Origin of the sequence: Corynebacterium halotolerans (assembly GCF_050107895.1) — a bacterium.
In the GTDB taxonomy this organism is placed as follows: Bacteria; Actinomycetota; Actinomycetes; order Mycobacteriales; family Mycobacteriaceae; genus Corynebacterium; species Corynebacterium halotolerans_B.
Genome location: NZ_JBNILW010000004.1, coordinates 103,125 through 129,855, shown reverse-complemented (window position 1 = coordinate 129,855; position 26,731 = coordinate 103,125). Strand labels below are relative to the sequence as shown.

General features: G+C 66.1%; 24 protein-coding genes. 13 read left to right on the top strand and 11 right to left on the bottom strand.

The window, feature by feature from the left end:
• Nucleotides 1-6: 6 nt before the first annotated feature.
• From ACQCVD_RS05850 to ACQCVD_RS05830, 5 genes are all read left to right on the top strand, one after another.
• Nucleotides 7-1,245: an acetyl-CoA C-acetyltransferase gene (locus tag ACQCVD_RS05850; protein WP_426822779.1), complete on the top strand. Its 1,239-nt coding sequence runs from the start codon at nucleotides 7-9 to the stop codon at nucleotides 1,243-1,245.
• A gap of 3 nt (nucleotides 1,246-1,248) precedes the next feature.
• The gene (pcaD, locus tag ACQCVD_RS05845; protein ID WP_426822778.1) at nucleotides 1,249-2,007 is read left to right on the top strand and encodes a 3-oxoadipate enol-lactonase; all 759 of its coding nucleotides are present in this window, start codon (nucleotides 1,249-1,251) and stop codon (nucleotides 2,005-2,007) included.
• 32 nt (nucleotides 2,008-2,039) lie between these two features.
• Complete coding sequence (locus tag ACQCVD_RS05840; RefSeq protein ID WP_426822777.1) at nucleotides 2,040-3,371, top strand: benzoate/H(+) symporter BenE family transporter; 1,332 nt, start codon at nucleotides 2,040-2,042, stop codon at nucleotides 3,369-3,371.
• A 313-nt stretch (nucleotides 3,372-3,684) separates the two neighbouring features.
• Complete coding sequence (locus ACQCVD_RS05835) at nucleotides 3,685-4,410, top strand: SDR family oxidoreductase (RefSeq protein WP_426822776.1); 726 nt, start codon at nucleotides 3,685-3,687, stop codon at nucleotides 4,408-4,410.
• A gap of 154 nt (nucleotides 4,411-4,564) precedes the next feature.
• Nucleotides 4,565-6,796 carry a LuxR C-terminal-related transcriptional regulator gene (locus ACQCVD_RS05830; protein WP_426822775.1) on the top strand — a complete coding sequence of 744 codons (2,232 nt, stop codon included), beginning with the start codon at nucleotides 4,565-4,567 and terminating at the stop codon, nucleotides 6,794-6,796.
• Between the two features lie 40 nt (nucleotides 6,797-6,836).
• On the opposite strand, the gene ACQCVD_RS05825 is transcribed toward ACQCVD_RS05830, so the two are convergent.
• Genes ACQCVD_RS05825 through pcaH form a run of 5 tightly spaced genes read right to left on the bottom strand, consistent with a single transcriptional unit; the run spans nucleotide 6,837 to nucleotide 10,996 of the window.
• Nucleotides 6,837-8,027: a 4-hydroxybenzoate 3-monooxygenase gene (locus tag ACQCVD_RS05825; protein WP_426822774.1), complete on the bottom strand. Its 1,191-nt coding sequence runs from the start codon at nucleotides 8,025-8,027 to the stop codon at nucleotides 6,837-6,839.
• 53 nt (nucleotides 8,028-8,080) lie between these two features.
• Entirely contained in the window at nucleotides 8,081-8,482 is a 402-nt protein-coding gene (pcaC, locus tag ACQCVD_RS05820; RefSeq protein WP_426822773.1) for a 4-carboxymuconolactone decarboxylase, read from the bottom strand.
• Nucleotides 8,479-9,624, bottom strand: coding sequence for a lyase family protein (locus tag ACQCVD_RS05815; protein WP_426822772.1), 1,146 nt, complete (start codon nucleotides 9,622-9,624; stop codon nucleotides 8,479-8,481). Before ACQCVD_RS05815 ends, pcaC begins: the two co-directional genes overlap by 4 nt.
• A 10-nt stretch (nucleotides 9,625-9,634) precedes the next feature.
• Nucleotides 9,635-10,258, bottom strand: a complete 624-nt coding sequence (gene pcaG, locus ACQCVD_RS05810) for a protocatechuate 3,4-dioxygenase subunit alpha (RefSeq protein WP_426822861.1) — start codon at nucleotides 10,256-10,258, stop codon at nucleotides 9,635-9,637.
• Nucleotides 10,259-10,303: 45 nt separating this feature from the next.
• Complete coding sequence (gene pcaH, locus ACQCVD_RS05805; RefSeq protein ID WP_426822771.1) at nucleotides 10,304-10,996, bottom strand: protocatechuate 3,4-dioxygenase subunit beta; 693 nt, start codon at nucleotides 10,994-10,996, stop codon at nucleotides 10,304-10,306.
• A 376-nt stretch (nucleotides 10,997-11,372) separates the two neighbouring features.
• Here pcaH and ACQCVD_RS05800 point away from each other — a divergent pair, with 376 nt between their 5' ends.
• Complete coding sequence (locus tag ACQCVD_RS05800) at nucleotides 11,373-11,696, top strand: hypothetical protein (RefSeq protein WP_426822770.1); 324 nt, start codon at nucleotides 11,373-11,375, stop codon at nucleotides 11,694-11,696.
• A 279-nt stretch (nucleotides 11,697-11,975) separates the two neighbouring features.
• A complete protein-coding gene (locus tag ACQCVD_RS05795) occupies nucleotides 11,976-13,271 on the top strand; it encodes an MFS transporter (protein WP_426822769.1) in 1,296 nt (431 codons plus the stop codon).
• Nucleotides 13,272-13,339: 68 nt separating this feature from the next.
• On the opposite strand, the gene ACQCVD_RS05790 is transcribed toward ACQCVD_RS05795, so the two are convergent.
• The 4 genes from ACQCVD_RS05790 to catA form a co-directional block, all read right to left on the bottom strand.
• Nucleotides 13,340-13,624: a muconolactone Delta-isomerase family protein gene (locus ACQCVD_RS05790; protein WP_426822768.1), complete on the bottom strand. Its 285-nt coding sequence runs from the start codon at nucleotides 13,622-13,624 to the stop codon at nucleotides 13,340-13,342.
• Between the two features lie 96 nt (nucleotides 13,625-13,720).
• The gene (gene catC, locus ACQCVD_RS05785) at nucleotides 13,721-14,014 is read right to left on the bottom strand and encodes a muconolactone Delta-isomerase (RefSeq protein WP_426822767.1); all 294 of its coding nucleotides are present in this window, start codon (nucleotides 14,012-14,014) and stop codon (nucleotides 13,721-13,723) included.
• Between the two features lie 36 nt (nucleotides 14,015-14,050).
• Nucleotides 14,051-15,172, bottom strand: coding sequence for a muconate/chloromuconate family cycloisomerase (locus ACQCVD_RS05780; protein ID WP_426822766.1), 1,122 nt, complete (start codon nucleotides 15,170-15,172; stop codon nucleotides 14,051-14,053).
• Nucleotides 15,173-15,266: 94 nt separating this feature from the next.
• Nucleotides 15,267-16,121, bottom strand: a complete 855-nt coding sequence (gene catA / locus ACQCVD_RS05775; protein WP_426822765.1) for a catechol 1,2-dioxygenase — start codon at nucleotides 16,119-16,121, stop codon at nucleotides 15,267-15,269.
• Nucleotides 16,122-16,949: 828 nt separating this feature from the next.
• On the opposite strand from catA, the gene benA reads away from it, so the two are divergent.
• The 6 genes from benA to ACQCVD_RS05745 all read left to right on the top strand — a co-directional run bounded on the left by benA (nucleotide 16,950) and on the right by ACQCVD_RS05745 (nucleotide 25,185).
• A complete protein-coding gene (gene benA, locus ACQCVD_RS05770) occupies nucleotides 16,950-18,428 on the top strand; it encodes a benzoate 1,2-dioxygenase large subunit (protein ID WP_426822764.1) in 1,479 nt (492 codons plus the stop codon).
• 54 nt (nucleotides 18,429-18,482) lie between these two features.
• Entirely contained in the window at nucleotides 18,483-18,992 is a 510-nt protein-coding gene (gene benB / locus ACQCVD_RS05765) for a benzoate 1,2-dioxygenase small subunit (RefSeq protein ID WP_426822763.1), read from the top strand.
• A gap of 28 nt (nucleotides 18,993-19,020) precedes the next feature.
• The gene (gene benC, locus ACQCVD_RS05760; RefSeq protein WP_426822762.1) at nucleotides 19,021-20,619 is read left to right on the top strand and encodes a benzoate 1,2-dioxygenase electron transfer component BenC; all 1,599 of its coding nucleotides are present in this window, start codon (nucleotides 19,021-19,023) and stop codon (nucleotides 20,617-20,619) included.
• Complete coding sequence (gene benD / locus ACQCVD_RS05755; protein WP_426822761.1) at nucleotides 20,616-21,446, top strand: benzoate diol dehydrogenase BenD; 831 nt, start codon at nucleotides 20,616-20,618, stop codon at nucleotides 21,444-21,446. Before benC ends, benD begins: the two co-directional genes overlap by 4 nt.
• Nucleotides 21,447-21,645: 199 nt before the next feature.
• Nucleotides 21,646-22,371 carry a glucose 1-dehydrogenase gene (locus ACQCVD_RS05750; RefSeq protein WP_426822760.1) on the top strand — a complete coding sequence of 242 codons (726 nt, stop codon included), beginning with the start codon at nucleotides 21,646-21,648 and terminating at the stop codon, nucleotides 22,369-22,371.
• A 252-nt stretch (nucleotides 22,372-22,623) separates the two neighbouring features.
• The gene (locus ACQCVD_RS05745; RefSeq protein WP_426822759.1) at nucleotides 22,624-25,185 is read left to right on the top strand and encodes a LuxR C-terminal-related transcriptional regulator; all 2,562 of its coding nucleotides are present in this window, start codon (nucleotides 22,624-22,626) and stop codon (nucleotides 25,183-25,185) included.
• Nucleotides 25,186-25,252: 67 nt separating this feature from the next.
• Here ACQCVD_RS05745 and ACQCVD_RS05740 read toward each other — a convergent pair whose 3' ends face one another.
• Together ACQCVD_RS05740 and ACQCVD_RS05735 are read right to left on the bottom strand one after the other, a co-directional pair.
• On the bottom strand, nucleotides 25,253-25,879 hold the full coding sequence (locus ACQCVD_RS05740; RefSeq protein WP_426822758.1) for an ATP-dependent Clp protease proteolytic subunit: 627 nt from the start codon (nucleotides 25,877-25,879) through the stop codon (nucleotides 25,253-25,255).
• 28 nt (nucleotides 25,880-25,907) lie between these two features.
• Nucleotides 25,908-26,507, bottom strand: coding sequence for an ATP-dependent Clp protease proteolytic subunit (locus tag ACQCVD_RS05735; RefSeq protein ID WP_426822757.1), 600 nt, complete (start codon nucleotides 26,505-26,507; stop codon nucleotides 25,908-25,910).
• Nucleotides 26,508-26,731: the final 224 nt, after the last annotated feature.

Below are 26,731 nucleotides of genomic sequence, written 5' to 3'. Positions count from 1 at the left end.
TCACTCATGGCTACTGAAAACAAAGACACCGATATCGTCCTGTGCTCCCCGCTGCGCACCCCGGTGGGCGGCTACGGCGGAGTCCTGACGCAGATTCCCGTTCAGGAACTGGCCACCACCGTGGTCAAGGCTCTGGTCGAGCGCACCGGCATCAAACCGGAGGACGTCGATGACCTGATCCTGGGCCAGGCGTCCCCGAACGGGGCCGCCCCGGCGCTCGGCCGCGTGGTCGCCCTCGATTCCGGCCTGGGAGAGTCCGTGCCCGGCATGCAGCTGGACCGCCGCTGCGGCTCCGGCCTGCAGGCCGTGGCGACGGCTGCGGCCCACATCTCCGCCGGCGCCGCCGACCTCATCATCGCCGGCGGCGCGGAATCCATGTCACGGGTCGAGTACACCGTGGACGCCGATGTCCGCTGGGGCGTCAAGGGCGGCAACATGGTCTTCCGGGACCGTCTGGCGGAGGCCCGTGAGACCGCCGGCGGCAAGGACCACCCGATCCCGGGCGGCATGATCGAGACCGCCGAGAACCTGCGTGAGGAGTACTCCATCCCGAGGGAGAAGCAGGACCAGATGGCCGCGACCTCCCACGCCCGCGCCATCGCGGCGCAGGAGAACGGCACGTTCGACGCCGAGATCGTGCCGGTGACCGTGCCGGGCCGACGTCGCAAGGACCCGGCGGTCACCATCGACAAGGACGAGCACCCGCGCGCCGACTCCACCCCGGAGAAGCTGGCGAAGCTGCGTCCGATCATGGGCCGCCAGGACGAGAACGCCACGGTCACCGCCGGCAACGCCTCCGGACAGAATGACGGTGCCGCCGCCATGATCGTGACCACACGGGCCAAGGCCGCCGAACTGGGGCTTACCCCCGCGGTGACCCTGCGCGGCTGGGCCGTGGCCGGCGTCGCCCCGGAGACCATGGGCATCGGCCCGGTGCCGGCCACGAAGAAGGTCATGGACCGCCTGGGGCTGACCCTGGACGACATGGACCTGATCGAGCTCAATGAGGCTTTCGCCGCCCAGGCCCTGTCGGTGCTGGCCGAGTGGGGCATCGACCCCGAGGACCCGCGCCTGAACCCGCTGGGATCCGGCATCTCGCTGGGCCACCCGGTCGGCGCCACCGGCGCCCGTATGCTGGTGACCGCCTCGCACCAGATGGCGCGTACCGACGCCAACCGTGCGCTGGTGACCATGTGCATCGGTGGCGGCCAGGGACTGGCCGCCGTCATCGAGAAGGAGAACTAAACCATGACCGTCCTGCACCATGTTTCCTACGGCTCCAACCGCGACAGCACTGTCGTGCTGCTCGGTTCCATCGGTTCCAACACCGACATGTGGCTGCCGCAGCTCGACGCCTTGTCCCACGAGCACCGCGTGATCGCCCTCGACCACCGGGGACACGGCCGTTCGCCCGTCATCCCGGGCTCCGCGTCCGTCGCGGATCTGGCCGCCGACGTCCTGAAGACCCTGGACACCCTCGGCGTCGAGAAGTTCAAGATCGCCGGTGTCTCGCTCGGCGGTGCCGTGGCCCAGTACCTGGCCGCCACCAGCGACCGGGTGGAGTCCGCCGCGTTCCTGTGCACCTCACCGAAGTTCGGTGAGCCCGGGCCCTGGCGCGAGCGGGCCGCCGCCGCCCGCACCGCCGGCATGGCTTCGATCGCCGACGGCAGCATCCCCAAGTGGTTCTCCCCGGACTTCATCACCGAGAAGCCGGCCACCAGCGACCACTACCGCACCATGATCGCCCGCACGGACAGCGAGGGCTACGCCTCCTGCTGCGACGCGCTGGCCGGGTGGGACTTCACCGACCGACTCGGCGAGATCGCCGTGCCGGTGCTGACCATCGCCGGCGATGCCGACCCCTCCACTCCGCCGGAGGTGCTGCAGTCCATCGCGGACAAGGTTCAGGACGGCCGGGCCGAGGTGCTCTCGCCGGGTGCGCACGTGCCCACCGTGGAGCGCCCGGAGGCCGTCAACAAGCTGCTGCAGGCACACTTCGCCAACTGACTTCGTCATCTCACGACCTCGGAGGTCTCACCATGACAGAGGAGAAAAAACCGGGAGTGGGTCCCCTCCTGGCGATTGAGCGGCCCGTGCTGCCGCGTCCCACCTTCCGGGAGATCATCCGGGATCTGGGACCGCAGGAGATCGGTAACGGACTGGTGGCCCTGATCTTCTCCGCGTCCGGGCCGATCGCCGTGATCCTGCAGGCGGCGGCCGCGGGCAATCTCGACAGCTCGCAGACGTCCTCGTGGATCTTCGGCGCCTTTCTGGGCAACGGTCTGCTGACCCTGCTGCTGACCTATCTGTACCGGTCCCCGCAGGCGTACTTCTGGACGATCCCGGGCACGGTGATCGTCGGCGACGCGCTGACGCACCTGAGCTTCAGCGAGGTCATCGGCGCCTACATGGTCACGGCCCTGCTGGTGTTCCTGCTCGGCTGGACCGGGTTGATCGGGCGAATCATGGCCGCCCTGCCCCCGACGATCGTGATGGCGATGGTCGCCGGGATCTTCCTGCGCTTCGGCCTGGATCTGGTCGGTTCCGCCAGCGAGGACCCACTGATCGCCATCCCGATGATCCTCATCTTCGTCGCCCTGAGTGCGGTCCCCGCGGCGTCGAAGGTGGCCCCGCCGGTGGCGGTGGCCGCGGTCGTCGGCACGCTCGTGGCGGTCGGGGCCGATCGGCTGGCCCCGGGCATCCTGGACAACGGGATCATCGCCCAACCGACGATCACTACCCCGGAGTTCTCCTTCTCCGCGATCGCGGAACTGGTGATCCCGCTGGCGATCACCGTGGTGGTGGTCCAGAACGGGCAGGGCACCGCGGTGCTCAGCGCCGCCGGCCACCGGCAGGGGACCAACCTCTCGGCCGCCGTGTCCGGCATCGCCTCGGTGCCGATGGGCCTGCTGGGTACGACGTCGACCTGCCTGACCGGGCCCACCAACGCTTTGATCGTGGCCGGTCCGAACAAGGAACGCCACTACACCGCCGCGATGGTCACCGGTCTCGGTGCCGTGCTGGTGGGTCTGATCTCCCCGGCGTTCGTCGGCTTCATGCTGGCGATGCCGGTGTCGTTCATCGCAGCGCTGGCGGGCATCGCCATGCTGACCCCACTGAAGAACGCCTTCCTGGCGGGCTTCAAGGGCCCCTTCTCCACCGGTGCCCTGGTGTGCTTCATCGTGACCGTCTCGGAGCTGACGATCTGGAACATCACCGCCCCGTTCTGGGGGCTGGTGTTCGGGGCGATCGTCGCCTACCTGATGGACCACCTGCCGAAGAAGGCCGCCGCCGCGAAGGTTACCCAGGCAGCGGCCCCCCGGTCCACGCCCACGACGGCGGACGAGAAGACGGCGGAGGCCAGGAAGTAGCTGTTCCCCTCCCCCACCGGTCGCCGTCCCTCCCGGGGCGGGGACCGGTTCCGCTTTTCCGGGGCCCCGTGGAACCGAGCGGCTGGCGCTCCACCACATTCCTGTGATCCGCGCCCGCGCGGGCTGTGCCAGCCGACGGCGCTCCTCCCGGACCGGGGGCAGGGTCCATTCACCGGGGGTACGGACGTTCATCATACGAACTGGTACGCAGCCGTGGTGAGCTGCGCCATTCCGCCGCCCCGCCACCGGCTCGCCCGCTGCCCTCCGCTCCGGAGGGGGTGACCGCCTGCACAGGGTCGTGTGCAGCGCCACAATGTCTTCCATGAGTATCCCGAACGACAAGAAAATCGCAGTAGTCACCGGAGCCTCCTCCGGCATCGGCAAGGCCACCGCGGCAGCTCTGGCGCAGGAAGGCTGGCACGTCGTCGTCGCTGCCCGCCGCAAGGACAAGATCGAGGCCGTCGCCCGGGAGACCGGCGGCACCGCCATCGAGCTGGACGTCACCTCCCAGGAATCCGTGGACGCCCTGGCCTCCCAGCTCGACCGCGTGGACCTGCTGGTCAACAACGCCGGTGGCGCGAAGGGCATGGAGTCGGTCAAGGACGCCGACCTCGAGGACTGGCAGTGGATGTACGACGTCAACGTGCTGGGCACCGTGCGGATGACCCGTGCCCTGCTGGACAAGCTGATCGCCGCCGAGGGACACGTGATCAACATCGGCTCCATGGCCGCGTTCACCGCCTACGCCGGTGGTGCCGGCTACAACGCCGCCAAGTTCGGCGAGGGCGCGTTGACCCGCGTGCTGCGCCTGGAACACGTCGGCGATCCGGTCCGGGTCACCCAGATCGACCCAGGCCGGGTGGAGACCGATTTCTCCCTCGTCCGATTCAAGGGTGACCAGGAGAAGGCCGACGCCGTCTACGCCGACAAGCTCAACCTGTCCGCCGCGGACGTCGCCGAGGCCATCCGCTGGGCAGCCGCCCAGCCCAAGCACGTCAACATCGACCGCATCCACATCATGCCCCGCGACCAGGCCTAGACCCCCGGCCGCTCTTTACCCGCCCCCGGCATGGGTTGTCGGCCCTCGCCCGTTCCGGGGGTGGGCGGCATGCGGACACCGCCCCGGCGGACCGGATGACCGGCACCCGTGCCCGACCCCCTGGCAACCACCCCTGTGGCGGTACCCTGGGTTCATGTTCACCACCGGACTCCTGCCGCGCCGGCTCCTGCTGATGCGCCGCATCCTCGCCGAGCTCCGGGAAACCGACACCGGCAGATTCCTGCTCGTCACCGGACCCGAGGGCGTGGACAAGGGCCACTTCGCCCGCGAGCTCGCCTCCCAGCTCCCCGGGTACCACGCCGTGGAGACGCGCGCGCTGCCCGGCACGGCAGCCCTGTCCCAGCTCCCCGGCGAGCTGGATTCCGATGCCGTCCTCATCATCGACGACGTCCACCACGCCCCGGAGGCGGATCTCCACCGGATCCTCGCCCGGGTCCACCGGCCGGGGAGCCCCCGGCTGATCCTGCTGGGCACCTCACCGCGGCGGATGGACGCCGCCACCGATGTCCTCTCCCTCCCCCCGCTCTCGGTGCCGGAAACCGCGGAGCTGGCCCGTCAGGTCGTCGGCACCTGCGACGCCGCCACCGCCCGCCGCATCCACGACGCCGCCGGCGGGCTACCGCAGCTGATCCGGGAACTGCTCGACGCCGCACCGTTGACCCACTGGGCCACTCCGGATCCCGCCCTCCCGATCCCGGAGTACTGGCGCGACCGTGATCTCCGCGATGATCTCCTGCGGCTGGTCGCGCTACCTGCCGATGGTTGCCCGGTGGACCAGCTGAGCCCCGAGGAGCTGACCCGGGCCGGTGAGTTCATCGAGGCGGGGGTACTGGAACGGGAGAATGACCAGCTGCGGTTCCGGCGTCCGCAGCACCGCACGATCACCCGCGCGGACACCCCGCCCCACATTGAAAACGCGCTGCGAGAACGTCTGGGCATCCAGGTGGAGCGCCCGTGGGGAACCCCACTGGACAACGCCGAGGCCTTCACCTACCACGCTGATCTGGGTTCCGCCCGGCTGGAGCTGGAGAGCAGTGGCAATGAGGTCGCGGAACTGCGGGGCTACCTCGCCGTCTACGGTGGCCAACGGCAGCGGGCGCAGCGGGAGTTCGTCCGCGCCGGCGACTCCCCCACCCTCGCCGACCGGCAACTGGTGCACCATCTGGCGAACTGGGACCTGGACGGCATCCGGAGGTGGCTGCCGCACTGCTCGGACGCGAGCACCTTCCAGATGCTCATCGACGCCGCCGACACCGGCGCCCGGCCGCGGGAGCTGTCCTTCCCCGACATCCGCCGCCAACAGCAGGCGGATCTGATCACCGGGTGGATCTCGCTCATCCAGGATGACGCGGTCCGTTCCCGGGAGCTGCTCTCGCGCCGGGTGCGGGGCGATTCTGAGCTGGTCGGCCTGTGGCAGTTGGGCTTTCTCGCCCGTACCCACTACGTGTTGGGGGAATGGCACCAGGCCGCGGCTGTCGTGGAACGGGGCCTGGCGCTGGCCGAATCCACCGGCGCCCCGCTGCTCAATCCCCTGCTGCTGTGGACCGGCACCCAGGTGACCGCCATGAGTGGCCGGGCCGAGCTGTCCCGGCACTACCTGTCCCGGATGCAGACTTCGGCGGACTCCTTCCTCCTGGAGCGGCTGCCGGCGGCGATGGGCCGGATGATCGTCACCTCCACCGCCGCCGAACTCGGCGACGCCCTGCGCGCGGGCAAGAACCTGAAGAACATCGTCTCCACCACAGACACCCAGCAGCCGGGATTCTGGCCCTGGGAGGACATCTACGCCAACTCGCTGATCGCCGCCGGGCAAATCGATGCCGCTGACGAGGTCATGAGTGCTGCGGAGGAACGCTACCGCGGCAGCGGCATCGTCTCCCTGCACGCGAAGAATCTGGTTCCGCGGGCCAGCATCCAGATTCAGCGTGGCATGACGCGGGAGGGAGTAAAAAGCCTGGAGGAGGCGGTGGACGCCATCACCGACCGGAACCTGCCGGCCTATGAGGCCCGGATTCTCTTCGAGTTCGGGGCCGTGCTGCGCCGGATCGGGCGCCGCTCCCGGGCGGAGGAGTTCTTCGCCCGCGCCGAGGAGGTCTTCGCCATGATGGGGGCGACCACGATGGTGCACCGCTGCGCCGTGGAGCGGCGGGCTGGCGGTGTGGGTGGCAGGCGTCCCAACCGGCTGGGGCTGACGCCGCAGGAGGAGCAGATTGCCGCGCTCGTGGCCGAGGGCGCGACCAACCGTGGCGCAGCACGCGAGTTGTCCCTGTCCACCAAGACCGTGGAGTACCACCTGACCCGGGTGTACAAAAAGCTGGGGCTGTCCTCCCGGGCCGAGCTGCCGCAGGCACTGTTGCGGGGTTAGGCGGGCGGGCCGGATTAGGAACTCGTGACCGGCCGGGCCCCTACACCTCGAACGTCGGCAGGTCCTTGCCCACGTACTGCTGGGCCAGGTAGGTGCGCCCGGCCTCCGTGGCGAGTACGGATTCCAGTTCCGCCAGGCGACGCTGGTGCTGGAAGTGAGGGTCCCCGGGGACGGAGTGCAGCATCGACGACATCCAGTAGGAGAAGTGCTGGGCCTTCCAGATCCGCGGCACTGCCAGGGCCGAGTACCGGTCCAACAGATCCCGGTTGTTCCGCTTCACGGCCCGGGCCAGCGCCGGCGCCAGCACGGCGACATCAGCCACCGCCAGGTTCAGTCCCTTGGCGCCGGTCGGCGGGACAGTGTGGGCGGCGTCGCCGGCCAGGAAGAGCCGGCCGCGCTGCATCGGATCAGTGACTGCGGAACGGAAGCGCAGGACGGCCTTGTCGAAGATCTCCCCCTCGGAGACCTGCAGATCCGCAGAATCCACACGGGCATGCAGTTCGGACCAGATGCGGTCATCCGACCACTGCTCCACGGTGTCGTCCGGGTTGCACTGCAGGTAATAGCGCTGCACGGTCTCGGTGCGGGTGGAGATCAGCGCGAAGCCCTGGTCGTGGGTGGCGTAGATCAGCTCCTTCTGGGTCTGCGGGGCGTTGACCAGGATCCCGAACCAGGCGTAGGGGTACTCGTGCCGGTCGCGCACCGCGCCGTCCAGCTCCAGGACGGGCTTCCGGTACGGTGACTTCGACCCGTCCCCGGCCACCACATAATCGCTGGTCAGAGTCTGGCTTTCGCCCTTTTCATCCGTGTAGGAGACGGTGACCCGGTCACCGTCGTAGCCGCTGACCTCATCCACGGAGGTGTTGAAGTAGATGGTGCCGCCGTCCGCGATCCGCTTGGCGATGAAGTCCTTGAGGTACTCGTGCTGCGGGTAGACGGCCATCTGGTGGCCGGTCAGCTCGGTCAGCTCAATGCGGGTGCGCAGCCCGTCGATGGAGATGTCGATGGCCTCGTCGATGTCGGCCTCACGGTCCATGCGCTCGCCCACCCCGGTCTCCCGCATGAGGTTCATGGTCCCCTGCTCGAGCACTCCGGCGCGGACGGTCTCCTCGACATCCTCCCGGGAGCGGGACTCGAAGATCACGGACTCGACGCCGTGCTGGTGCAGCAGGTGGGACAGGGTCAGGCCGGCCGGGCCGGCACCGATGATGGCAACTGGGGTGTGCGACATGGATCTTCCTTTTTCAGTGGGGATGGCTGGAGTTGGCGGGTGCTGCCCCGGAGCTATCCGGCTTCCGCGACGGCGGCGGCCAGCAGCTTGAATCCGTGGTTGGAGTTGGGGACCCCCGCGTAGACGGCGGTGTGCAGCAACACCTCGCCGATGAGGTCCTGGTCCACCCCGGCGCGCAGGGCGGCGCGGATGTGCATGTCGAGCTCGCCGTCATTGCCGACGGCGGTCAGGATGGCGATGGTGAGCAGGCGGCGCTGGGTGTGGTCGAGCGCGCCCCGGTTCCAGATGTCCCCCCAGGCGGTGCGGGTGATGAAGTCCTGGAACATCTCGGTGGTCGGGGTCTGCTTGGCGACGGCCGCATCCACGTGTGCGTCGCCGAGCACGGCTCGTCGGTTTGCCATGCCCACCTCGTGGGCGGCGGCGCGACCGGTCTCGTATTCCTGGTTCTCACTCATGAGTGCTGTTCTTCCTTCCAGTTGTGCAGCACCGCGTCGACCAGTTCCCCGGCGTGTCCGGTGGACTGGTCGCCGGTGGCGGCGTATTCGAGGTTGCGGGCCATGGCCTGGCCGTCGACGGTGATCCCGTTCAGGCTGGCGTGGATCCGGGCCACGGCGGAGGCGGTGGCCGCGGCCAGTTCACGGATGGTGGGCCATTCGGCGTGCCAGCTTCCCACCCCGCGCTGGTGGCGGCTGTCCATCGCGTCCAGCATGGTCGCGGCCAGGGCCGGGGTGCGGCGGGCGTAACCGTCGCAGGCCACTGCCGCAGCCGGGTTGGCCTTGTGCGGCATGGCGGAGGAACCGCCGGGACTGGCCTCGCGGAGTTCGCCGATCTCGGTGGCGGAGAGCCAGACGACGTCGCCGGCGATCTTGCGGACCGCCCCGGCCACGGCGGCTAGTGCGGTGGCCACGCGGATCAGCGGGTAGCGGTTGGTGTGCCAGACGATCGGGGTGGGGCGCAGCCGCAGCTGTGCGGCCAGCCGCGCCTGGATCTCGAGCCCGTGCGGGTGGGTGGCGGCCAGGGTGCCGGTGGCCCCGCCGTACTGGACGGGCAGGTCGAGCAGGGCGTCGGCCAGGTCTGCGGTGGCGGCGGTGGTCCCCTCGAGCCATCCGGCGGCGACGGCCCCGAAGGTGGTCGGCGTGGCCTGCTGTCCGAGAGTACGGCCGATCATCTTCGTGTCGCGGTGGGTTTCGGCGAGCTCCACCAGGATCTTCTGGACCTCGGCCAGCTGGGTGAGCAACGGCTCACCCGCCTCCTTCAGACACAGCACCAGCGCGGTGTCTATGGCGTCCTGGCTGGTCGCCCCGGGGTGGATGCCGGTGGCGTCGACGGCCTTGAGCGCCTTGACGATCGGGATCGCCGGATTGGCGCCGCTGGCGGAGGCGGCGGCGATGGCGTCGACGTCGAGGTCGAAGCCGTCGATGGTGGCGTGCGCGGCGGCCACCTGGGTGTCGTCGAGCACGTCAGCGGAGCCCGCGGCGGTGGCCAACTCGCGTTCGAAACGCAGGATCTGGCGTAGGAAAGCCTCGTCCGAGAGGTGGCGGTGAGCGGCGGTGTTTCCGCCCGCCAGGTCGACGTAATCTGATCTGCTCAACGACATATGTCTGCTCCTAGAGTCCGAAGAAGGGAGTTTCCCGGTCGGCGTTTTCGTGCTGGACCCGGATGTCCAGCCGGTAGCCATTGTCCGTCTTCTCCGCGATCAGGAGGTGCCGGCGGGATTCCGGAACGGCGTTCAGGACCGGGTCGGTGCTGTTGTCGTTCTCCGGGAAGTACAGCCGGGTGTAGAGGCGCTCGAGCATGCCGCGCGCGAACACCCCCAGCTTCAGGTGCGGGGCCTCTTCGTCGTCGTGGGCGGCGGGCACCAGCGTGGTGAAGGTGACCGCGCCGTTTTCGTCGACCATGCCCCGGCCCAGTCCGCGGAAGCCCTCGGCGGTGGCCTGCTCCCCGGTGCGCGGGTCCAGCGGGGAGTTGAACACGCCTTCCTCGTTCGCCTGCCAGATCTCGATCATGGCGTCGGCGATGGGGTGGTCATCGCCGTCGGTGACGGAGACGGTGACCTGGGTGGCGCCCGGTGTGCCGGGTTCCACCATGACCTCTGAGCCGTCGAGGGTCAGGCCGATGTGGACGTAGGGGCCCACGGTCTGGGAGGGCATGATGCCCGCCTCAGCCTCGTCCTGGTCGCGGATGTTCGAGACCTCCCAACGCATCTCGTTGTTCGGGTCGCTGTCGATGATGGTCATTGCTTCTCCTTGGCTGAAGGTGGATGAGCTGGGCGGGGGCTACTCGAAGACGGTGGCGTTGCGGCCGCGCAGGACGATGTCGAACTTGTAGCCCACGGCGAAGTTCTCGCGGGTCTCGTCATAGTCGAAGGTGGCGACCATGCGCTCGCGGGCACCGGCGGGCACGGAGTTGTAGATCGGATCCTGGAAGAACATCGGGTCGCCCGGGAAGTACATCTGGGTGACCAGACGTTCGGTGAACTGGCGGCCGAAGAGGGAGAAGTGGATGTGGGCCGGGCGCCAGGCGTTGCGGTGGTTGCCCCACGGGTACATGCCCGGCATGACGGTGTAGAAGCTGTAGTTGCCGTCCTTGTCCGTCAGAGTGCGGGCCACGCCGTTGAAGTGAGGGTCCAGCGGTGCCGGCCAGGAGTCGTTCTTGTGGCGGTAGCGGCCGGCGGCGTTGGCCTGCCACGCTTCGACCAGGGTCTCCGGGACAGGCTTGCCGTCGAAGCCGAGGATGCGGCCGTGGACGAAGATGCGCTGGCCGATGGCCTCGCCGTCATTCGCCTTGGTCATGTCGTTGTCGACGTCGCCGAAGTCGCGCTCCCCGAAGACCGGGCCGGTCAACTCGCCGAGGCGCTGCGGGACCATGATCAGGTCATTGTTGGGGTTGCGCTTGATGGTGGTCTTGTACTTCGGGAAGTGCAACGGTGCGTAGGCACCCTCGGTGGGGGCGAAGAGAGGAAGAGGCACAGTCAACCCTTTCAGTTGCGTGACGGGAGGTGTTGAGTACCTACGGTAGGACTCAGGTCACAGAGCACAAAGTCGTTCGCTATATGAACGAGAGGATTCTGGTCGCCCGCCATTGACCTGCAGAGATGCAGATTACAGTTTGACCCAGGGTGGGGCCAGGGGTGTAGTTAAGGGTTATTGGCCTGAACCTGAGCAATGGCGACTTTCCCACGGGTTTTCACCTGCCGGAGCAATCCATACGTGAGTTGCGCGGCTTTTCCGGGCGAATCCAGCATTTTCCGACGGTAACTTACGTATGCCTTGCGGGCCACGCACAGATCATTCCCCCGGAGCCGGGCCCGCCCCGCCCCAGTACCATCAGACAGTGTGCTGGAGGTTGCCACAGCTGACAGGACTGTTCTCGCGCATCGGGGTCCCCTCCCGGCTGCCCCTGGTGGTGTTGCTGATCCACGGCCTCATGGCAGCCGGCATGATCTGCTTCATCTGGGGCATGAGCCTGCCGGCCCTGACGGTTCCGCTGGTGTTGGCAGCGGTACTGTGGACCGGATACCGACGAGGGCGACCCCGCGCGAATACCGATCTGACCATGGTCGACATCGTATTCGGGGTGAACGCGCCATCGGGGATGATGGGTTATCACCTCAAAAGTCTGCCGCTCACGTTCGCCTTGGCGCTGGTGGTGGCCCTCTGCGGGATGTGAGTCAGGATCTCGACACCCGCCCGAACCCGATGAATAAAATTCACCAAAGAGTTTCGCCCCCGGTGCTGTTGCACTACTGTCCATAGACAGCTCGGTATGCAACCGGGCACAGCGATATGCCTCCTGTTCTTCATCCCTCCCCGGAGCCCCGGTCCCGAGGGGTTGGGTGCAGCTGCCATATCCACGAATCAGATTCGTCCACCCGCACGGTACCGCCCCGTGCGGCTCGACCACGAAAGGCAATCCGTGGACATCCGTCAGCTCATAGACTCTTCCCGCATGACCACCTACCAGTGGTTCATCATCGCCATCACGGTGTTCCTCAACGCCCTCGACGGTTACGACCTGGTGGCCATGGCGTTCACCGCCAACGCCGTCTCCGAGGACTTCGGGCTCTCCGGTACCCAGCTCGGCTGGCTGCTCAGTTCCGCGCTGCTCGGAGTGGGCGTCGGTTCTCTGCTCCTGGCACCGCTGGCCGACCGGTGGGGACGCAAGAAACTGCTGGTCACCGCCACCATCATCGACCTGGCCGGGCTCATCCTGTCCACCACCGCGGACTCCTACGCGGAACTCCTGTTCTACCGCGTGTTCACCGGCATCGGCGTCGGTGGTGTTCTGGCGTGTGTCACGGTCATCGTCTCCGAAAACTCCAACGCCCGCTTCCGCGGCCTGGCGATGAGCATCTACGCCGCCGGCTACGGCCTGGGCGCGTCCCTGTGCGGACTGTTGGCGAACCGTTTCATTCCCACCCACGGTTGGGAGTCGGTGTTTTTCGCCGGCGCCGTCCTGACCGCGGTCGCCCTCGTGCTGACCGTGATCTTCCTCCCGGAGTCGACCGAGTTCCTGCGCGCGCGCCGTGCCCCCGGTGACGAGGAACGGGTCCGGGCCATCGCCGCGCGTCTCGGCCACCGGCAGCCCGTCACCCTGGGTGAGCCTGCGTCAACCGTCGGCGAGACCCGCATCCGGGACCTGTTCAACAGCCGCTACCTGGCCGTCACCCTCAAGATTTGGGCAGCGTTCTGTCTGATCAACTTCGGCTTCAACTTCGCCAATTCCTGGACCCCGAAGCTCCTGACGGAAACCGGCATGTCCGCAGAACAAGGAATCGTGGGTGGCATCATGCTCTCCTTCGGCGGCACCATCGGTTCGTTGATCTACGGTGCATTGACCACGCGCCTCAACGCCCGCCGTCTGCTCATCGTCTTCTCCCTGCTGTCATCCGTGGTGCTGGTCGTCTTCATCACCACCACTGCGCTGCCGTCGATCGCCTTCGCCGCCGGCGTGGCCGTGGGCATGCTGCTCAACGGCTGCGTGACCGGGATGTACACCATCACCCCGGAGAGCTACTCCCCCACCCTGCGCGCCACCGGGGTGGGCGTGGCCCTGGCGGCCGGCCGCGTCGGGGCGGTCTCCGCACCGGTGGTCGTCGGCTACCTCTTCGACGCCGGCTGGTCCCCCACCGCGCTCTACACGGGAGCGGCGGTCATCGTCGCCCTGACGGCCTTCGTCCTGGTGGGCATCCGCCCCTACTCCGAGAAGAAGGCGGAGGCCATCCCGGAGAAACTCAACGTCTGACACCGCTGCTTCACGACGCCCCGGCCCCGCGCTCTCGGCTCCGCCCCCGCGCAGGGACCGGGGTTTCCTCATCCCCGCTCCGGATCCGGATGCTCCACCAGGGCGGTGATCTCCATCCGCAGAAAATCAAACAACGGCGCCGCGAGCAGTACCGCGTGCAACTCCGCCGAGTCAGCGACCCGGAAGACCGCGAGATCATCGCGGGTGCCGACGGCCCGCCACGAGTGCAGGAGCACGCCGGCCTCGCGCAACTCACGGAGATAGGTGCGGTGCCGGTCGCGGTGGTCGGCCCTGATCTCCGGGTCCATGTCGTGCGGGATCTGCTCGCTCAGCAGGACGTGGAAGATACTCATGTGCCTCTCCTTGGGGCGGTGGGCAGCGGTTGCCCGCCGCGGCATCGATAAACGAAGAAAAACGGGGCCCCGAAGGGCCCCGGTCAGCAGCTGAGCTTAACCGCGCAGGTAGTACTCCAACGCGTTGGGGTGCTTGGCCAGCGGGGTGACGTGCACGTCCATGTACTTGAACATCGGGAAGTTCTGGAAGATGCTCTGCAGTTCGTCGTGGTCGTCGACGTCGTAGATGGAGTAGTTGGCGTACTCGCCGACCACGCGCCAGATCGCCTTCATGATGCCCTTCTCCTGCAGATCGCCGGAGTAGGCCTTCTCCTTCGCCTGGAAGTCGGCGACGGTGTCAGCGTCCATCGACTCGGGGAAGTGGACGTCCATTCGTGCCAGAAACAGCATGTGTGAAAATCTCCTGATTTCAGATCTCGGGGCGGATTACTTGCGGGTGAAGCTTTCGATCTTGTCCCAGTCCGGCTCCAGTCCGGAACCGGGGCCCTCGGGCAGCTTCACCACACCATTTTCGTAGACCAGGTCCTCGGTGGTGTAGGACTCCTTGAGCAGCATCGGACCGAAGAGTTCCGTGCCGTAGGAGATCGCCGGGGTGGCGGCCGCGAAGTGCAGGGACGCCGCGGTGCCGAAGGGACCCTCCAGGCTGGTGGCTCCGTGGCAGGCCAGACCGGCGGTCTCGGCGATCGCGGCGACCTTGGCCGACTCCTTGAGGCCACCCAACTTGGTGGTCTTCAGGGCGATGACATCGGCTGCCTGGCGCTTGACCACCTCGAGGGCGTCGGCCGGGGAGCAGACGGATTCGTCGGCCATGACCGGCACACCGATACGGGTGGTGATCTCGCGCAGGGTATCCAGATCATGCGCCGGCGTGGGCTGTTCGAAGAGCTCGACGCCCGCCTCCGCCAGCTTCGGCAGGAAGCGCAGGGCGGTCAGACGGTCCCAGCGGGCATTGACATCAATGCGGAAGCTGACCCGGTCGCCGAGCTTCTCCACGAGCTCGGAAATACGCTGGGTGTCGGTGGCGGGATCGCCGGATCCCATCTTGAGCTTGAAGCTCTTGTGCCCGGTCTCGGCGATCTTCTCCTCGACCTCGCCAACGGCCTCATCCAGCGGCAGCACGCCGAGCGCCCAGGTGACGTCCAGCTCCTTGCGGAACGCGCCGCCCAGCAGATCCGCCAGGGGGATGTCCAGCGCACGGGCCCAGGCGTCGTGCATGGCGATATCGACGGCCGCCTTGGCGAAGCGGTCATTGGCCACGACCTTCTCGAAGTCCACCAGGATGCCGGAGAGCTCGTTGACAGGACGGCCAACCATCACCGGGGCGAGGTAGCGCTCGATGATCGCCTGCATGGTTTCCACCGATTCGCCACCCCACCAGGGGCCACCCGGCACAACGCCCTCGCCGAAACCGACGACGCCGTTCTCCAGCGTCACGGTCACCAGCAGGATCGGCTGGGCGGTGGCTGTGGTCGTCGCGAAACCGTGGGGGCGGAACAGCGGGACGTCGAGAATACGGGTTTCAACCTTATTGATGGTCAGGTCAGCCATGTTCACTTCCTAATCACAAAATGACAAGAGGGTAGATACGGGAAAGTCCCCGTCCCCCATGTTGATAGTAGGGGAACGGGGAACTTCAGGGGTTTTAGTCTTCCTTGTCCAGCGCGAAGCTGTAGTTGACCACGTTGTTGCCCTGATCGTCCTGCTGCGGATCCAGGATCAGCTCCGGCTTCACGGCGGTGGCGACATCGTTGTCGGTGTAGTCGCCGCCCTGGAAGTAGAGCTGGGTGGTGATCTCGCGGTAGCCCGGGGACTTCACGCGCAGGTGCAGGTGGGCCGGGCGCCACGGGTGTCCACCGTAGGACTCGATAAACCAGCCGGTCGGGCCGTCGGTCGGGATCTGGTACGGAGCGGGCTGCAGGGTCTTGATGTTGTAGCGACCCTCCTCATCGGTGACGATGGTGCCGCGCAGGTTCCACTCCGGGATGCCCGGAGCGAACTGGGAGTAGTAGCCGTCCTCATCGGCGTGCCACAGCTCGACGGTGGCGCCGCCCAGGCCGTTGCCGTCGACGTCGGTGACCTGACCCTGGAAGAACAGCGGGGTGGCGGCCTTGTCCTTGTCGCGCATCGGCATCTCGCACTCAGCCGGCAGTTCCGGAGCGTTCTCGACGTAGTACGGGCCCTCGATGGAACCCTTGGTGCCGGTGTAGTTGTGGCGGTTGTAGTTGACCTTCTCGATCTCGTGCTCGATGAAGACGTCCAGCCACAGCGGCCACTCGCCGTACTCGCCAACCTGGATGAGCCAGTTCTTCAGAACGCGGTACTCGTCGTAGGTGACCTCGTGCTTCTGGGCGACCTCGCCCAGTGCTGCCAGCACATCCTGGTAGATGGCGTTGGCGCGCTCCTTGGAGGTGTCGGACTTGACGGCCTCGTTCTTGAACTTGTCCGTGGCCTTGTTGCCCGAATCGTGGGCAGTGGGATTGACGTCAGCCTGAGTCATCGTGCTGTCTCCTCAATAAATGGACTGGGAAGTGTTGCTCCAGCACAGTGTGGTGATGCAGTGCGCTGGCCTGCTACTACTGTGTCCCTACTCACGATCAAATGCAATCTGCGCCACCTTATTAAATAGGCAATCCTTACCTATCCGGGAAGCATGGACTCCTCAAATTGTCGCAGCTCACACCGGAAGAGTCCGTGAGCCCGTTCACTTTCACCCCCTTCTCCCCCGAATCAAACCTAGGCATATCCCCCAGAACCCCCACCGATAACGGGGGTGGCAACCCACACGGGAAGTTACCCCCCGTCCATACATTCCGATGGCCGGAAGGGGCCCACGCAGCTCACACTCCCCCTCCGCGGCACCCCACCCCTCGCACAGCACCCTCAGTTCCGCCCAGCCCACGGACGCACGCCACCCTCCGGAACAAACACCACCCCAGCCCCGCCGCGCCCCAGGGACGCCACACCTACCCCCACCCACCCCCATTCGGACCTGATTTTCCCGTTTCCCGCGCGAAATCAAACAAACCCAACTACAACAGTCTTGCCGCAGGTGATGGCGACAATTGAGACTGATACCACACTTCACGAACGTTGTCCCCCGACCCGTTCCTAGGCTTTCCCCTAGTGTGACGCAGGACATGGGCGGGCATAGTGGACAGCAACCATCACCACAGGTGATTGGAGTCACGATTCCATTGATCGGCGGAGCGCTTCACCTCTCTACGTTCTAACTCCCCTGGCCACCAGGTGGTTTAGTCTCGGCCAGCCCCGGCCGGGAGATGAAGTGGCAGCCTCCACCCGAACCGAACAGATTGGACTTTCACCCATGACAAGCCCCACCTCCGGTGCACATGAGATCATCGACCGCGCGCTTGACGAGCGCCCTGACGAGGGCATTGTCCGCGTCAACCGCGAGATCTTCACCGACAGGGAGATCTTCGACCTTGAGATGAAGTACATCTTCGAGGGCAACTGGATCTTCCTGGCACACGAGTCCCAGATTCCGAACCCGGGCGACTACTTCACCACCAACATGGGCCGGCAGCCGGTGGTGATCACCCGTTCCAAGGATGGCGAGCTCAACGGTCTGATCAACGCCTGCTCCCACCGTGGCGCCATGCTCTGCCGCAAGAAAACGGACAACCGCACCACCCTGACCTGCCCGTTCCACGGCTGGACCTTCTCCAATGACGGCACCCTGCTGAAGGTGAAGGACGAGAAGGACGGCGGTTACCCGGACAACTTCAACACCGAGGGCTCCCACAACCTGCGCCGTATCCCCAAGTTCGAGAACTACCGCGGCTTCATCTTCGGTTCCCTGAACGCTGACGTGCCCACCCTGGATGAGTTCCTCGGTGACACCCGCGTCATGCTGGACATGCTGATCGACCAGTCCCCCGAGGGACTTGAGGTGCTCCGTGGTTCCTCCACCTACACCTACGACGGCAACTGGAAGCTGCAGGCCGAGAACGGCGCCGACGGCTACCACGTCTCCTCCGTCCACTGGAACTACGCCGCCACCACCTCCCGGCGTGGCACCGGCGAGTCCAAGAACGAGACCAAGGCCATGGACGCCGGCTCCTGGGGCGAGCAGGGCGGTGGCTACTTCTCCTTCCCCTACGGCCACCTCGCACTGTGGACCACCTGGGGCAACCCGGAGGACCGTCCCGTCTACGGCCGTCTGGACGAGCTGAAGGAGATGCACGGCAACGAGCGCGGCGAGTTCATGGTCAACGCTTCGCGTAACCTGTGCCTCTACCCGAACGTCTACATCATGGACCAGTTCTCCACCCAGATCCGTCGTCTCGAGCCGATCGACGTGGACAAGACCGAGGTCACCATCTGGTGCATCGCTCCTAAGGGCGAGTCCGCGGAAAACCGCGCCGCCCGGATCCGCCAGTACGAGGACTTCTTCAACGCCACCGGCATGGCCACCCCTGATGACCTGGAAGAGTTCCGCTCCTGCCAGAAGACCTACCAGGCCAGCTCCTTCCCCTGGAACGACATGACCCGTGGTCTGAAGCAGCAGTCTGAGGGCGCCAATGACAAGGCTCTCGCACTCGGCCTGAATGAGGTGCTCTCCTCCGGCGCCAAGGCCGAGGATGAGGGTCTGTACCCGATCCAGCACGGCTACTGGGAAGAGACCATGCGTAAGGCCGTCGAGGCCGAGAACTCCTCCGTCAAGCACGTGAAGGACGACGAGGACTCCGCCGCAGTGACGGTCGCCTTCGCCAAGGAGCGCGCCGCCGCCAAGGCTGCCGCCAAGGCCGAGGCCCCGACCCGTCGTCGCCGTCGCCGCGGCTAGGTCCAGCCCTCCGACCCAGCCCAGAACACCCAACGCACAGGAGCTGAAAGAACCATGACCACTGCTGACACCGCAACCATCACCAGAACAGAGATCGAGGACTTCCTCTACTACGAGGCCCGCCTGCTCGACGACCGTCGCTTCGAGGAATGGCTCGAGTGCTACCGCGAGGACGTGGAGTACTGGATGCCCGCCTGGGACGACTCAGACAAGCTCACCGAGGATCCCCAGAAGGAGATCTCGCTGATCTACTACCCGAACCGGGGCGGCCTCGAAGACCGTGTCTTCCGCATCCGCACCGAGCGCTCCTCCGCCACCTCCCTTCCGGAGCCGCGCACCGGGCACAACATCACCAACCTGGAGATCCTCGAGCAGCGTGACGGCGAGGTTGACGTCACCTACAACTGGATCACCTACTACTACCGGTACAAGACCACCGACCACTACTTCGGAACGACGACGCTGACCATTGACGTCTCCGGGGATGCTCCGAAGATCGCGAAGAAGAAGATCGTTCTCAAGAACGACTTCATCCACCACGTGGTCGACATCTACCACCTGTAATCATCCCCACCCCTAGGAGGTTCCCCTCATGACCAAACAGATTGCTCTCGCCTTCGAAGACGGCATCACCCGTTTCATCGACTGTGAAGAGGATCAGACCATCGCGGACGCCGCATACCAGGCACGCATCAACATCCCGTTCGATTGCCGTGACGGCGCCTGCGGTACCTGTAAATCATTCTGCGAGTCAGGCGATTTCGACGAAGGAGAGTTCATCGAAGATGCACTCTCGGACGATGAGTTCGCCGAGGGGTACATCCTGACCTGCCAGACCAAGCCGCACACCGACATGGTCGTGCAGATCGCCACCACGTCAGTGCTGGCCAAGACCGGTGCCTCCACCCTGATCGGCACCATCGAGACTCTGGAACGGCTCTCCGAGTCCACCGTGAAGTTCTCGGTGAAGATCGAGGAACGGGACAAGCTCAACTACCTTCCCGGACAGTACATGAACGTCTCGGTCCCCACCTGGGACGACCACCGTTCCTACTCCTTCTCCTCCGGCCCCTCCGAGGACATCGTGACCTTCCTGGTCAAGCTGACCCGCGGCGGCCTGATGTCGGAGTACCTGACCGACCAGGCAAAGGTGGGCGACCGCCTCAACCTGACCGGTCCGATGGGCTCATTCTTCCTGCGCGAGCCCCTCGATCCGATCCTGCTGCTCGCCGGCGGCACCGGGCTGGCTCCCGTCATGTCCATCCTGGAGAAGCTGACCGAGGATGAGCTGCTGGATGTGCCCGTCCGCCTGATCTACGGCGCCACCTTCGACCACGATCTCGTCGAACTGGAGCACCTGGACACCTTCAAGGACCGGCTGCCGGACTTCGACTACTTCACCGTGGTCTCCGACCCGGATTCGGACCACCCGCGCAAGGGCTTCGTCACCGACCACATGGACGCGGACGAGCACCTGCACAACGGTGAAGCCGACGTCTACCTGTGTGGCCCGCCGCCGATGGTCGAGGCCGTGCGCAAGTTCCTGCAGGACCAGCCGAACCCGCCGGAGAACTTCTACTACGAGAAGTTCTCCTCCGCCGCCGGCTCCAACGACAACAACACCGTCGTCGTCGAGCGCACCGAGGGCGGCGAAGGTAGCGCCTCCCGCTCCGAGGTCACGGTCTCCGCACCGGGCGTCGAAACCGGCGAGGTCCACATCGCCCAGGCGGACTCGCGCTCCCAGTTCGAGGCCCGCATGGCGCTGGAGCTCGGTGCCATCGAGCTGATGATCGACAACCTGGACGAGGAAGACTTCGACAAGCTCACCCAGCTGGCGGAGAAGGCCAACTCCTTCATCGACGGCGAGAAGCTGCTCGACCCGGTCGCCTACACCGAGGCGAACAACGGCTACCACGAGTTCCTCTTCCACCGCACCGGTAACCCCTCCATGCTGGCGGCCTACCGCAACCTCAACATCGTTGAGGTCATGCAGAAGCGGCTGGTCAACACGACCTGGATGGAACCGCACATCGCCCAGGAGCACTTCGACATCATCGATGCACTGAAGGCGAAGGACAAGGACAAGCTCCGCGATCTGATCCGCAACCACAACGAGCACGCGATCTCGACCATGGACGCCGCAATCGAGGAGCAGGCCGAGAAGGGCGAACTGGAAGAGGCTGAGAAGTGAGCGCACCTGTCGGAGAAGGCGTCGAAGGAGCCCCGGAACTCTTCACCCCGGACCGGTACAAGGGACTGAACGTTCTGGTCACCGGGGCGGCCCAGGGCATCGGACAGGCGGTCGCCCAGCGCATCGCCTATGAGAATGGTTCGGTGTTCCTCGTTGACCGCTCCGAGCTGGTGCATGAGTTCGCCCGGGAACTGGCCGAGGTCACCGGCGGCCAGATCGGCTCCGCGACCGCTGACCTGGAGACCTGGGAGGGCGCGGAGACCATGGTCGCCGCCGCCAAGGAGAAGTTCGGGCACATCGACGTCGCCATCAACGTCGTCGGCGGCACGATCTGGGCCCGCCCCTTCGAGCACTACGCGCCCGACCAGATCGAGAAGGAGATCACCCGCAGCCTGTTCACCACCATCTGGTCGGTGCGGGCAGAGCTGCCGGCGCTGATCGAGAACGGTGGCGGCACGATCGTCAACGTCTCCTCGGTGGCCACCCGGGGCGTCAACCGTGTCCCCTACGCCGCCTCCAAGGGCGGAGTCAACGCCCTGACCTCGGCACTCGCGCTGGAGGCCGCGCACCACAACGTACGTGTGGTCGCCACCGCCCCCGGTGGCACACTCGCCCCGGAGCGCCGGGTCCCTCGTGGCCCCGGACCGGAGGGTGAGCAGGAGCAGGCCTGGTACCAGGAGATTGTGGACCAGACCATCGATTCCTCCCTGATGAAGCGCTACGGCACGCTCGCCGAACAGGCCGCGCCGATCGTGTTCCTGGCGTCCCCCGAGGCCAGCTTCATCAACGGCTCGGTCCTCCCGGTCGCCGGTGGTGACCAGGGCTAGGGCTTCCTGCCCTCTACCGCCGTCGGCGCACGTTTCACCCCGCAGAACCCGAACGCACTCCGGTGTGTTCGGGTTCTGTCGTTGTCAGGCTGCTGGCGCTGCGGATCGTCATCGTTTCTCCCCGACGGGAAATACCCGCATGCCCGCGGAGTGGTAGCGTCGCAATTGGAACGTAAAACCAATTAAAGAGGAGTTAATCATGGGAAGAGTCGATAGCAAGGTGGTCATCGTCACCGGAGCCGGAAACGGCATCGGAGCATCAAGTGCTCATCTCCTGGCGCGGGAAGGCGCTAAGGTCGTTGTCACCGACATCGACGAAGCCGCCGGCACCCGCGTAGCCGAGGACATCGGCGATAACGCGATCTTCGTTAAGCAGGACGTGGCCTCCGAAGCTGACTGGGCGAATGTCGTTCAGCGGGCGGAAGAGAGCTTCGGCCCCGTGGCGGGTCTGGTCAACAACGCCGGTATCGTCGGCCCCAATGACGTCGCCCTGGCGGACCTCCGCGACGAGGATTTCCAGAAGGTCCTGCAGGTCAACGTCTACAGCGTCTTCAAGGGCATGCAATCGGTGCTCGGTTCCATGAAGGAGAACGGCGGAGGGTCGATCGTGAACGTCTCCTCCACCTCAGGACTGGTGGGTTCGGTCAACGTCACTTCATACGTCACGACCAAGTTCGCGGTCAGGGGCATCACCAAAGCTGCCGCCCTCGAATTCGCCGAACACGGCGTCCGGGTCAACTCCGTCCACCCGGGCGGCATCCGGACGAATATCGAGGTCTTTGACGCCGTGAAGGCCGCCACCCCGCTGGGCCGGATCGCGGAGCCCGAAGAAGTCAGTAACCTCATCCTCTACCTGATCTCGGACGAGGCGTCCTTCTCCACCGGCTCGGAGTTCGTGGTCGACGGCGGCTTCACCGCTCAGTAGCCGTTCAGTACCCGCTCCCGCGGGCCCCGCGGGGCATCACCGCGCCCCTCGGGCCCCAGGGGTAGCGGCAGTGACGGCCATCGCCAGGGAATTCCCTGGCCGTCACCCAGGGAGAAATGGGTTATCCTGCGGAAACCGGGTATCCTCTGGGTTGTGTACGCATCTCATACTCCGCAACAGACCACTCGCGCATCACTTCGCAAGGTCACCGAGATGGTACGGAACCTGGAACCCGGAAACAGATTACTCTGTGTGGTCACCGGCCCCGGTGGTTCCGGAAAGTCCCGGCTGGTGCGCGAACTGGTGCAGTCCCTGCCCGGTTGGGCCGGCATCCGGGTCACCGCCCTGTCCTGGCTCGCCGAGAACCAGGGCGCACTGCTGCACCACATCCTGGACCGTGCCGGTCACGAGGGAGACCTGCGCTCGCTGGTCGACGTCGAGGGGGCTGCCACCGCCATCGTCGTCGATGACGTGCACTGGGCTGACCAACAGACGATCCAGGAACTCATCGAGACCTCCGCGACGATGAAGCAGGGCCGCATGGCCCTGATCTTCACCGCCTCCGACACCGAGGTTTCCAGAGGCCGTCCCAGCACGACGGACCTGCGCGAGCTTGCCGACGTCGCCTTGACCATCGCCCCACTGGACGTCGAGGACGTGCGGGCCCTGGCCTTGGCCGAAGTGGGGGCCCATCTGGCGCCTTTCGCCGCCGCCGAGCTGCGGAACTTGACCGGCGGCCGGCCGAACCTGATCCGGGAGGTGCTGCACGCCGCCCCCGCGGATCACTGGCGTGACCGCGACCCCCAAGTCCCGGTCCCCAACACCTGGCGGGCGGCTCTGCGCCGACGGATCGGGGATCACCCACTGACCCCCGGACTGGAACTGGTGCTCACCGCGACGGCCATCCTGCCCAACGGAGGAACCCCGGAACTGCTGCAGGAGCTGGTGGAACTTCCCGACACCCCGGCCACCATCGACGCCGCCGTGGAACTGGACCTCCTCGAGACCCTCCCGAGATTCGGGGAGAACCACCTGACCTTCCGGCACGCCACCGACCGCGCCGTGGTCCAGGCGAGAACGGGGCCACAGCAGGCGACACTGCTGCACCAGAAGGCAGCCGCCTTCTACAGTGACCACTATGATCTGGACTCTTCCCTGCTGCACCAGGCGCTGAGTATCTCCGGCAGCGATGATGAGATCGCCGCGCAACTGGCGGCCCGGGGACTGCAGCTCGGCGCGGCCGGGCATTGGCGCAAGGCCGCGCGGGCCTATGAGCTGTCCTCACAACTGTCCTCCCGCCCCGAAGACGCCCACGACCGCCACCTGGACGGCATCGAGGCCCTCATCGCCGCATCCGACCTGCCGCAGGCCAAGTTGTACGCCGGGTCCCTGGGGCATGGCACCGAAGACGTGAAGGTGGATTCCATGCGCGGCTATCTGGGGCTGCACGAAGGACGCCGCAGTGAAGCCTCCGGCCACATCCACCGGGCGTGGCGGACCTTGGACGAGCAGAACAGCCAGGACCCGGAGATGCGGGCCCGGGTAGCCTCCCGCAAGGTGCTGCTCTACCTGAACTCCTGGCAGCCGGAAAAGCTGGTCAAATGGGCGGGCATCACCGACCAGTGGGCCTTGCCTGGCTCCCCCACCCAGATCGAGGCCAAATATATCTCGCTGATCGGTGAAGGGGCACTGCAGGGCCGGGTCCCCGAGGATTCTCCCCTACCGGGTGAGACCCCGATCCTCGCGCAGCGCCGTAACATGGCGATCGGCTGGCTCTCGCTGGTCTATGATGATCCGGTCAGCGCCCGGCAGCGGTTGCAGGGCTATTCCGGTGCGGAAGGCTCCGAACGCATCAGTCTGTGGATGGACGCCTGGCTCGCCCGGACGTACTTCATCCTCGGCGAGTGGGAATCCGGGGTCCGGGCCGTGGAGCGTGGACTGTCCCGTGCCGAGCGTTACGGCATCCGGTTCCTCGAGCCACTGCTGCTGTGGACCGGAGCATCGATCGCCGCGTACCGCGGTGAGAAGGATCTGGCCCGCAGCTACGTCAACCGGTTGACCTTCAGCCATGACGCCTTCACCATCCAGCGGGTCCCCTCCGCGATGTGCCGCCTGTTGCTGGCCAACCTGGACAATGACATGCCCACCGCGATGCGGGTCGGTCGGACCCTGGAGTCCATCAACGCGGAGATCAACATCTCCCAGCCTGGCTTCTGGCCCTGGGAGGACGTCTGGGCCCAGCAGCTGATCCAGGCAGGGCACATCGACGAGGCCGACGAGGTCACCACCAAGGCAGAGGAGGCGGCCGCTGGTTCCGGTATCGCTTCGGTGCATGCGAAACTGGGGGTGCCGCGTGCGGGCATCCTCATGCAACGCGGTGACATCGAGGGCGGAATCACGGTCTTCGAGGAGTCCTTGGAGATGATCGAGACTCTCGCGATGCCCTCATACCAGTCCCGGATCCTCTATGAGTACGGCCGGGTACTGCGGCGTCTCGGCCGACGCCGGCAGGCCGATGACATCTTCACCCGGGCGGGCGAGGTGTACGAGGCCATGGGGGCCACCGAGTTCGTCAACCGCTGTAACCGGGAGCGCCGGGCCGGCGGTCTGGGTACCCGTGTCACCGGGGCCGGCGGGCTCACCCCACAGGAACAGGAGATCGCCAAGCTGGTGGCCGAGGGAGCCACCAACCGCGAGGTGGCACGTGAACTGTTTCTGTCCTCCAAGACCGTTGAGTATCACCTGACCCGGGTGTACCGGAAGCTCGGGGTACGGACCCGCAATGAGTTGCCGCGGGTGTTGCGGGAGCTCTGAGCCCTAACAGCAGCACGCCCGCCCGGATTCTTCCGGGCGGGCGTGCTCAATTCGTAGCTATCGGATGTTAGCCGCGCAGCTTACGGTAATCGAAGACCTGGTCGATGATGCCGTATTCCTGGGCCTCTTCGGCGGTCAGGATCTTGTCACGGTCCGTGTCGATGCGAACCTGCTCGGCGGTCTTGCCGGTGTGCTCGGCCAGGGTGTTTTCCATCAGCTTGCGCATGCGCTCGATCTCCGCAGCCTGGATCTCCAGGTCGGACACCTGGCCCTGGGTGCCCTGGGTGGCGGGCTGGTGGATCAGCACGCGGGCGTTCGGCAGTGCGGCACGCTTACCCGGGGCGCCGGCCGCCAGCAGCACCGCTGCGGCGGAGGCGGCCTGCCCGAGGCAGACGGTCATGACGTCCGGACGGACGTACTGCATGGTGTCGTAGATCGCCATCAACGCGGTGAAGGAGCCGCCGGGCGAGTTGATGTAGAGGGTGATGTCGCGGTCCGGGTCCTGGGCCTCGAGCACCAGCAGCTGCGCCATGATGTCATTGGCCGAGGTGTCGTCGACCTGGGTGCCCAGGAAGATGATCCGCTCCTCGAAGAGCTTCGAGTAGGGGTTGGTCTCCTTGGTACCGAAGCTGGACTGCTCGATGAACGAGGGCAGCACGTACCGGGAGGTCGGCATCTGGAATCCGTTGCTCATATTCTTAATCTCCTTTGGTTCGTGTGCCTTAGTTGCTGATCGGGCCCTCGGCGAGGGTGATCACATGATCGACGATGCCGTAATCCTGGGCCTGCTGCGCCGTGAACCAGCGGTCACGGTCCGAATCCTGGGTGACCTGCTCGAAGGTCTGCCCGGTGTGCTCGGCGATCAGCTGAGCCATCTCCCGCTTGGTCTGGGCGAACTGCTCCGCCTGGATGGCGATGTCAGCGGCGGTACCACCGACGCCGGCGGACGGCTGGTGCATCATGATGCGGGCGTGCGGGAGCGCGAAACGCTTGCCCTTGGTGCCGCCGGAGAGCAGGAACTGCCCCATGGAGGCCGCCAGGCCCATGCCGTAGGTGGCGATATCGCAGGGCGAGTACTTCATGGTGTCGTAAATCGCCATGCCTGCGGTCACCGAGCCACCGGGAGAGTTGATGTAGAGCGAGATGTCGCGGTTCGGATCCTCCGCAGACAGCAGCAGGATCTGCGCGCAGAGCTTGTTCGCGATCTCATCATCGACCTGGCTTCCCAGGAAGATGATGCGCTCACGCAGCAGCCGGTCGTAGATGTCGTTGCCGAAGCCGGTCCCGGCCCCGGGTGCCGTCATGTGGATCTGATCAGTCATGGAATACAACTCCTACAATCTTCTTTGTCTCAGTGGAATCCAGGTTACCTGCCGGTTCTTCAAAACCGCCCCTTTGTTCGCTGTCAGCGTCGAACACCCCAGCCACCTCCCCGGCACCCGACTCGCGGGGCCGAACAGGATCGGACAGGAAGCTCACCACCGGAGCGGCACGGCAGGTGGATAGCCGGAAGGGCCCGGCAATACCTGCCGGGCCCTTCCTTCAA

What these genes read in the sequence shown, in the direction of transcription:
- catA (WP_426822765.1), bottom strand. Translation starts at nt 16,121, where the DNA reads ATGACTCAGGCTGACGTCAATCCCACTGCCCACGATTCGGGCAACAAG.
- benB (WP_426822763.1), top strand. Translation starts at nt 18,483, where the DNA reads ATGACCACTGCTGACACCGCAACCATCACCAGAACAGAGATCGAGGAC.
- pcaC (WP_426822773.1), bottom strand. Translation starts at nt 8,482, where the DNA reads ATGAGTGAGAACCAGGAATACGAGACCGGTCGCGCCGCCGCCCACGAG.
- ACQCVD_RS05825 (WP_426822774.1), bottom strand. Translation starts at nt 8,027, where the DNA reads ATGTCGCACACCCCAGTTGCCATCATCGGTGCCGGCCCGGCCGGCCTG.
- ACQCVD_RS05795 (WP_426822769.1), top strand. Translation starts at nt 11,976, where the DNA reads ATGACCACCTACCAGTGGTTCATCATCGCCATCACGGTGTTCCTCAAC.
- ACQCVD_RS05740 (WP_426822758.1), bottom strand. Translation starts at nt 25,879, where the DNA reads ATGAGCAACGGATTCCAGATGCCGACCTCCCGGTACGTGCTGCCCTCG.
- ACQCVD_RS05850 (WP_426822779.1), top strand. Translation starts at nt 7, where the DNA reads ATGGCTACTGAAAACAAAGACACCGATATCGTCCTGTGCTCCCCGCTG.
- ACQCVD_RS05840 (WP_426822777.1), top strand. Translation starts at nt 2,040, where the DNA reads ATGACAGAGGAGAAAAAACCGGGAGTGGGTCCCCTCCTGGCGATTGAG.
- ACQCVD_RS05750 (WP_426822760.1), top strand. Translation starts at nt 21,646, where the DNA reads ATGGGAAGAGTCGATAGCAAGGTGGTCATCGTCACCGGAGCCGGAAAC.
- catC (WP_426822767.1), bottom strand. Translation starts at nt 14,014, where the DNA reads ATGCTGTTTCTGGCACGAATGGACGTCCACTTCCCCGAGTCGATGGAC.
- ACQCVD_RS05815 (WP_426822772.1), bottom strand. Translation starts at nt 9,624, where the DNA reads ATGTCGTTGAGCAGATCAGATTACGTCGACCTGGCGGGCGGAAACACC.
- ACQCVD_RS05835 (WP_426822776.1), top strand. Translation starts at nt 3,685, where the DNA reads ATGTCTTCCATGAGTATCCCGAACGACAAGAAAATCGCAGTAGTCACC.
- ACQCVD_RS05780 (WP_426822766.1), bottom strand. Translation starts at nt 15,172, where the DNA reads ATGGCTGACCTGACCATCAATAAGGTTGAAACCCGTATTCTCGACGTC.
- ACQCVD_RS05735 (WP_426822757.1), bottom strand. Translation starts at nt 26,507, where the DNA reads ATGACTGATCAGATCCACATGACGGCACCCGGGGCCGGGACCGGCTTC.
- benA (WP_426822764.1), top strand. Translation starts at nt 16,950, where the DNA reads ATGACAAGCCCCACCTCCGGTGCACATGAGATCATCGACCGCGCGCTT.
- pcaD (WP_426822778.1), top strand. Translation starts at nt 1,249, where the DNA reads ATGACCGTCCTGCACCATGTTTCCTACGGCTCCAACCGCGACAGCACT.
- benC (WP_426822762.1), top strand. Translation starts at nt 19,021, where the DNA reads ATGACCAAACAGATTGCTCTCGCCTTCGAAGACGGCATCACCCGTTTC.
- ACQCVD_RS05790 (WP_426822768.1), bottom strand. Translation starts at nt 13,624, where the DNA reads ATGAGTATCTTCCACGTCCTGCTGAGCGAGCAGATCCCGCACGACATG.
- ACQCVD_RS05830 (WP_426822775.1), top strand. Translation starts at nt 4,565, where the DNA reads ATGTTCACCACCGGACTCCTGCCGCGCCGGCTCCTGCTGATGCGCCGC.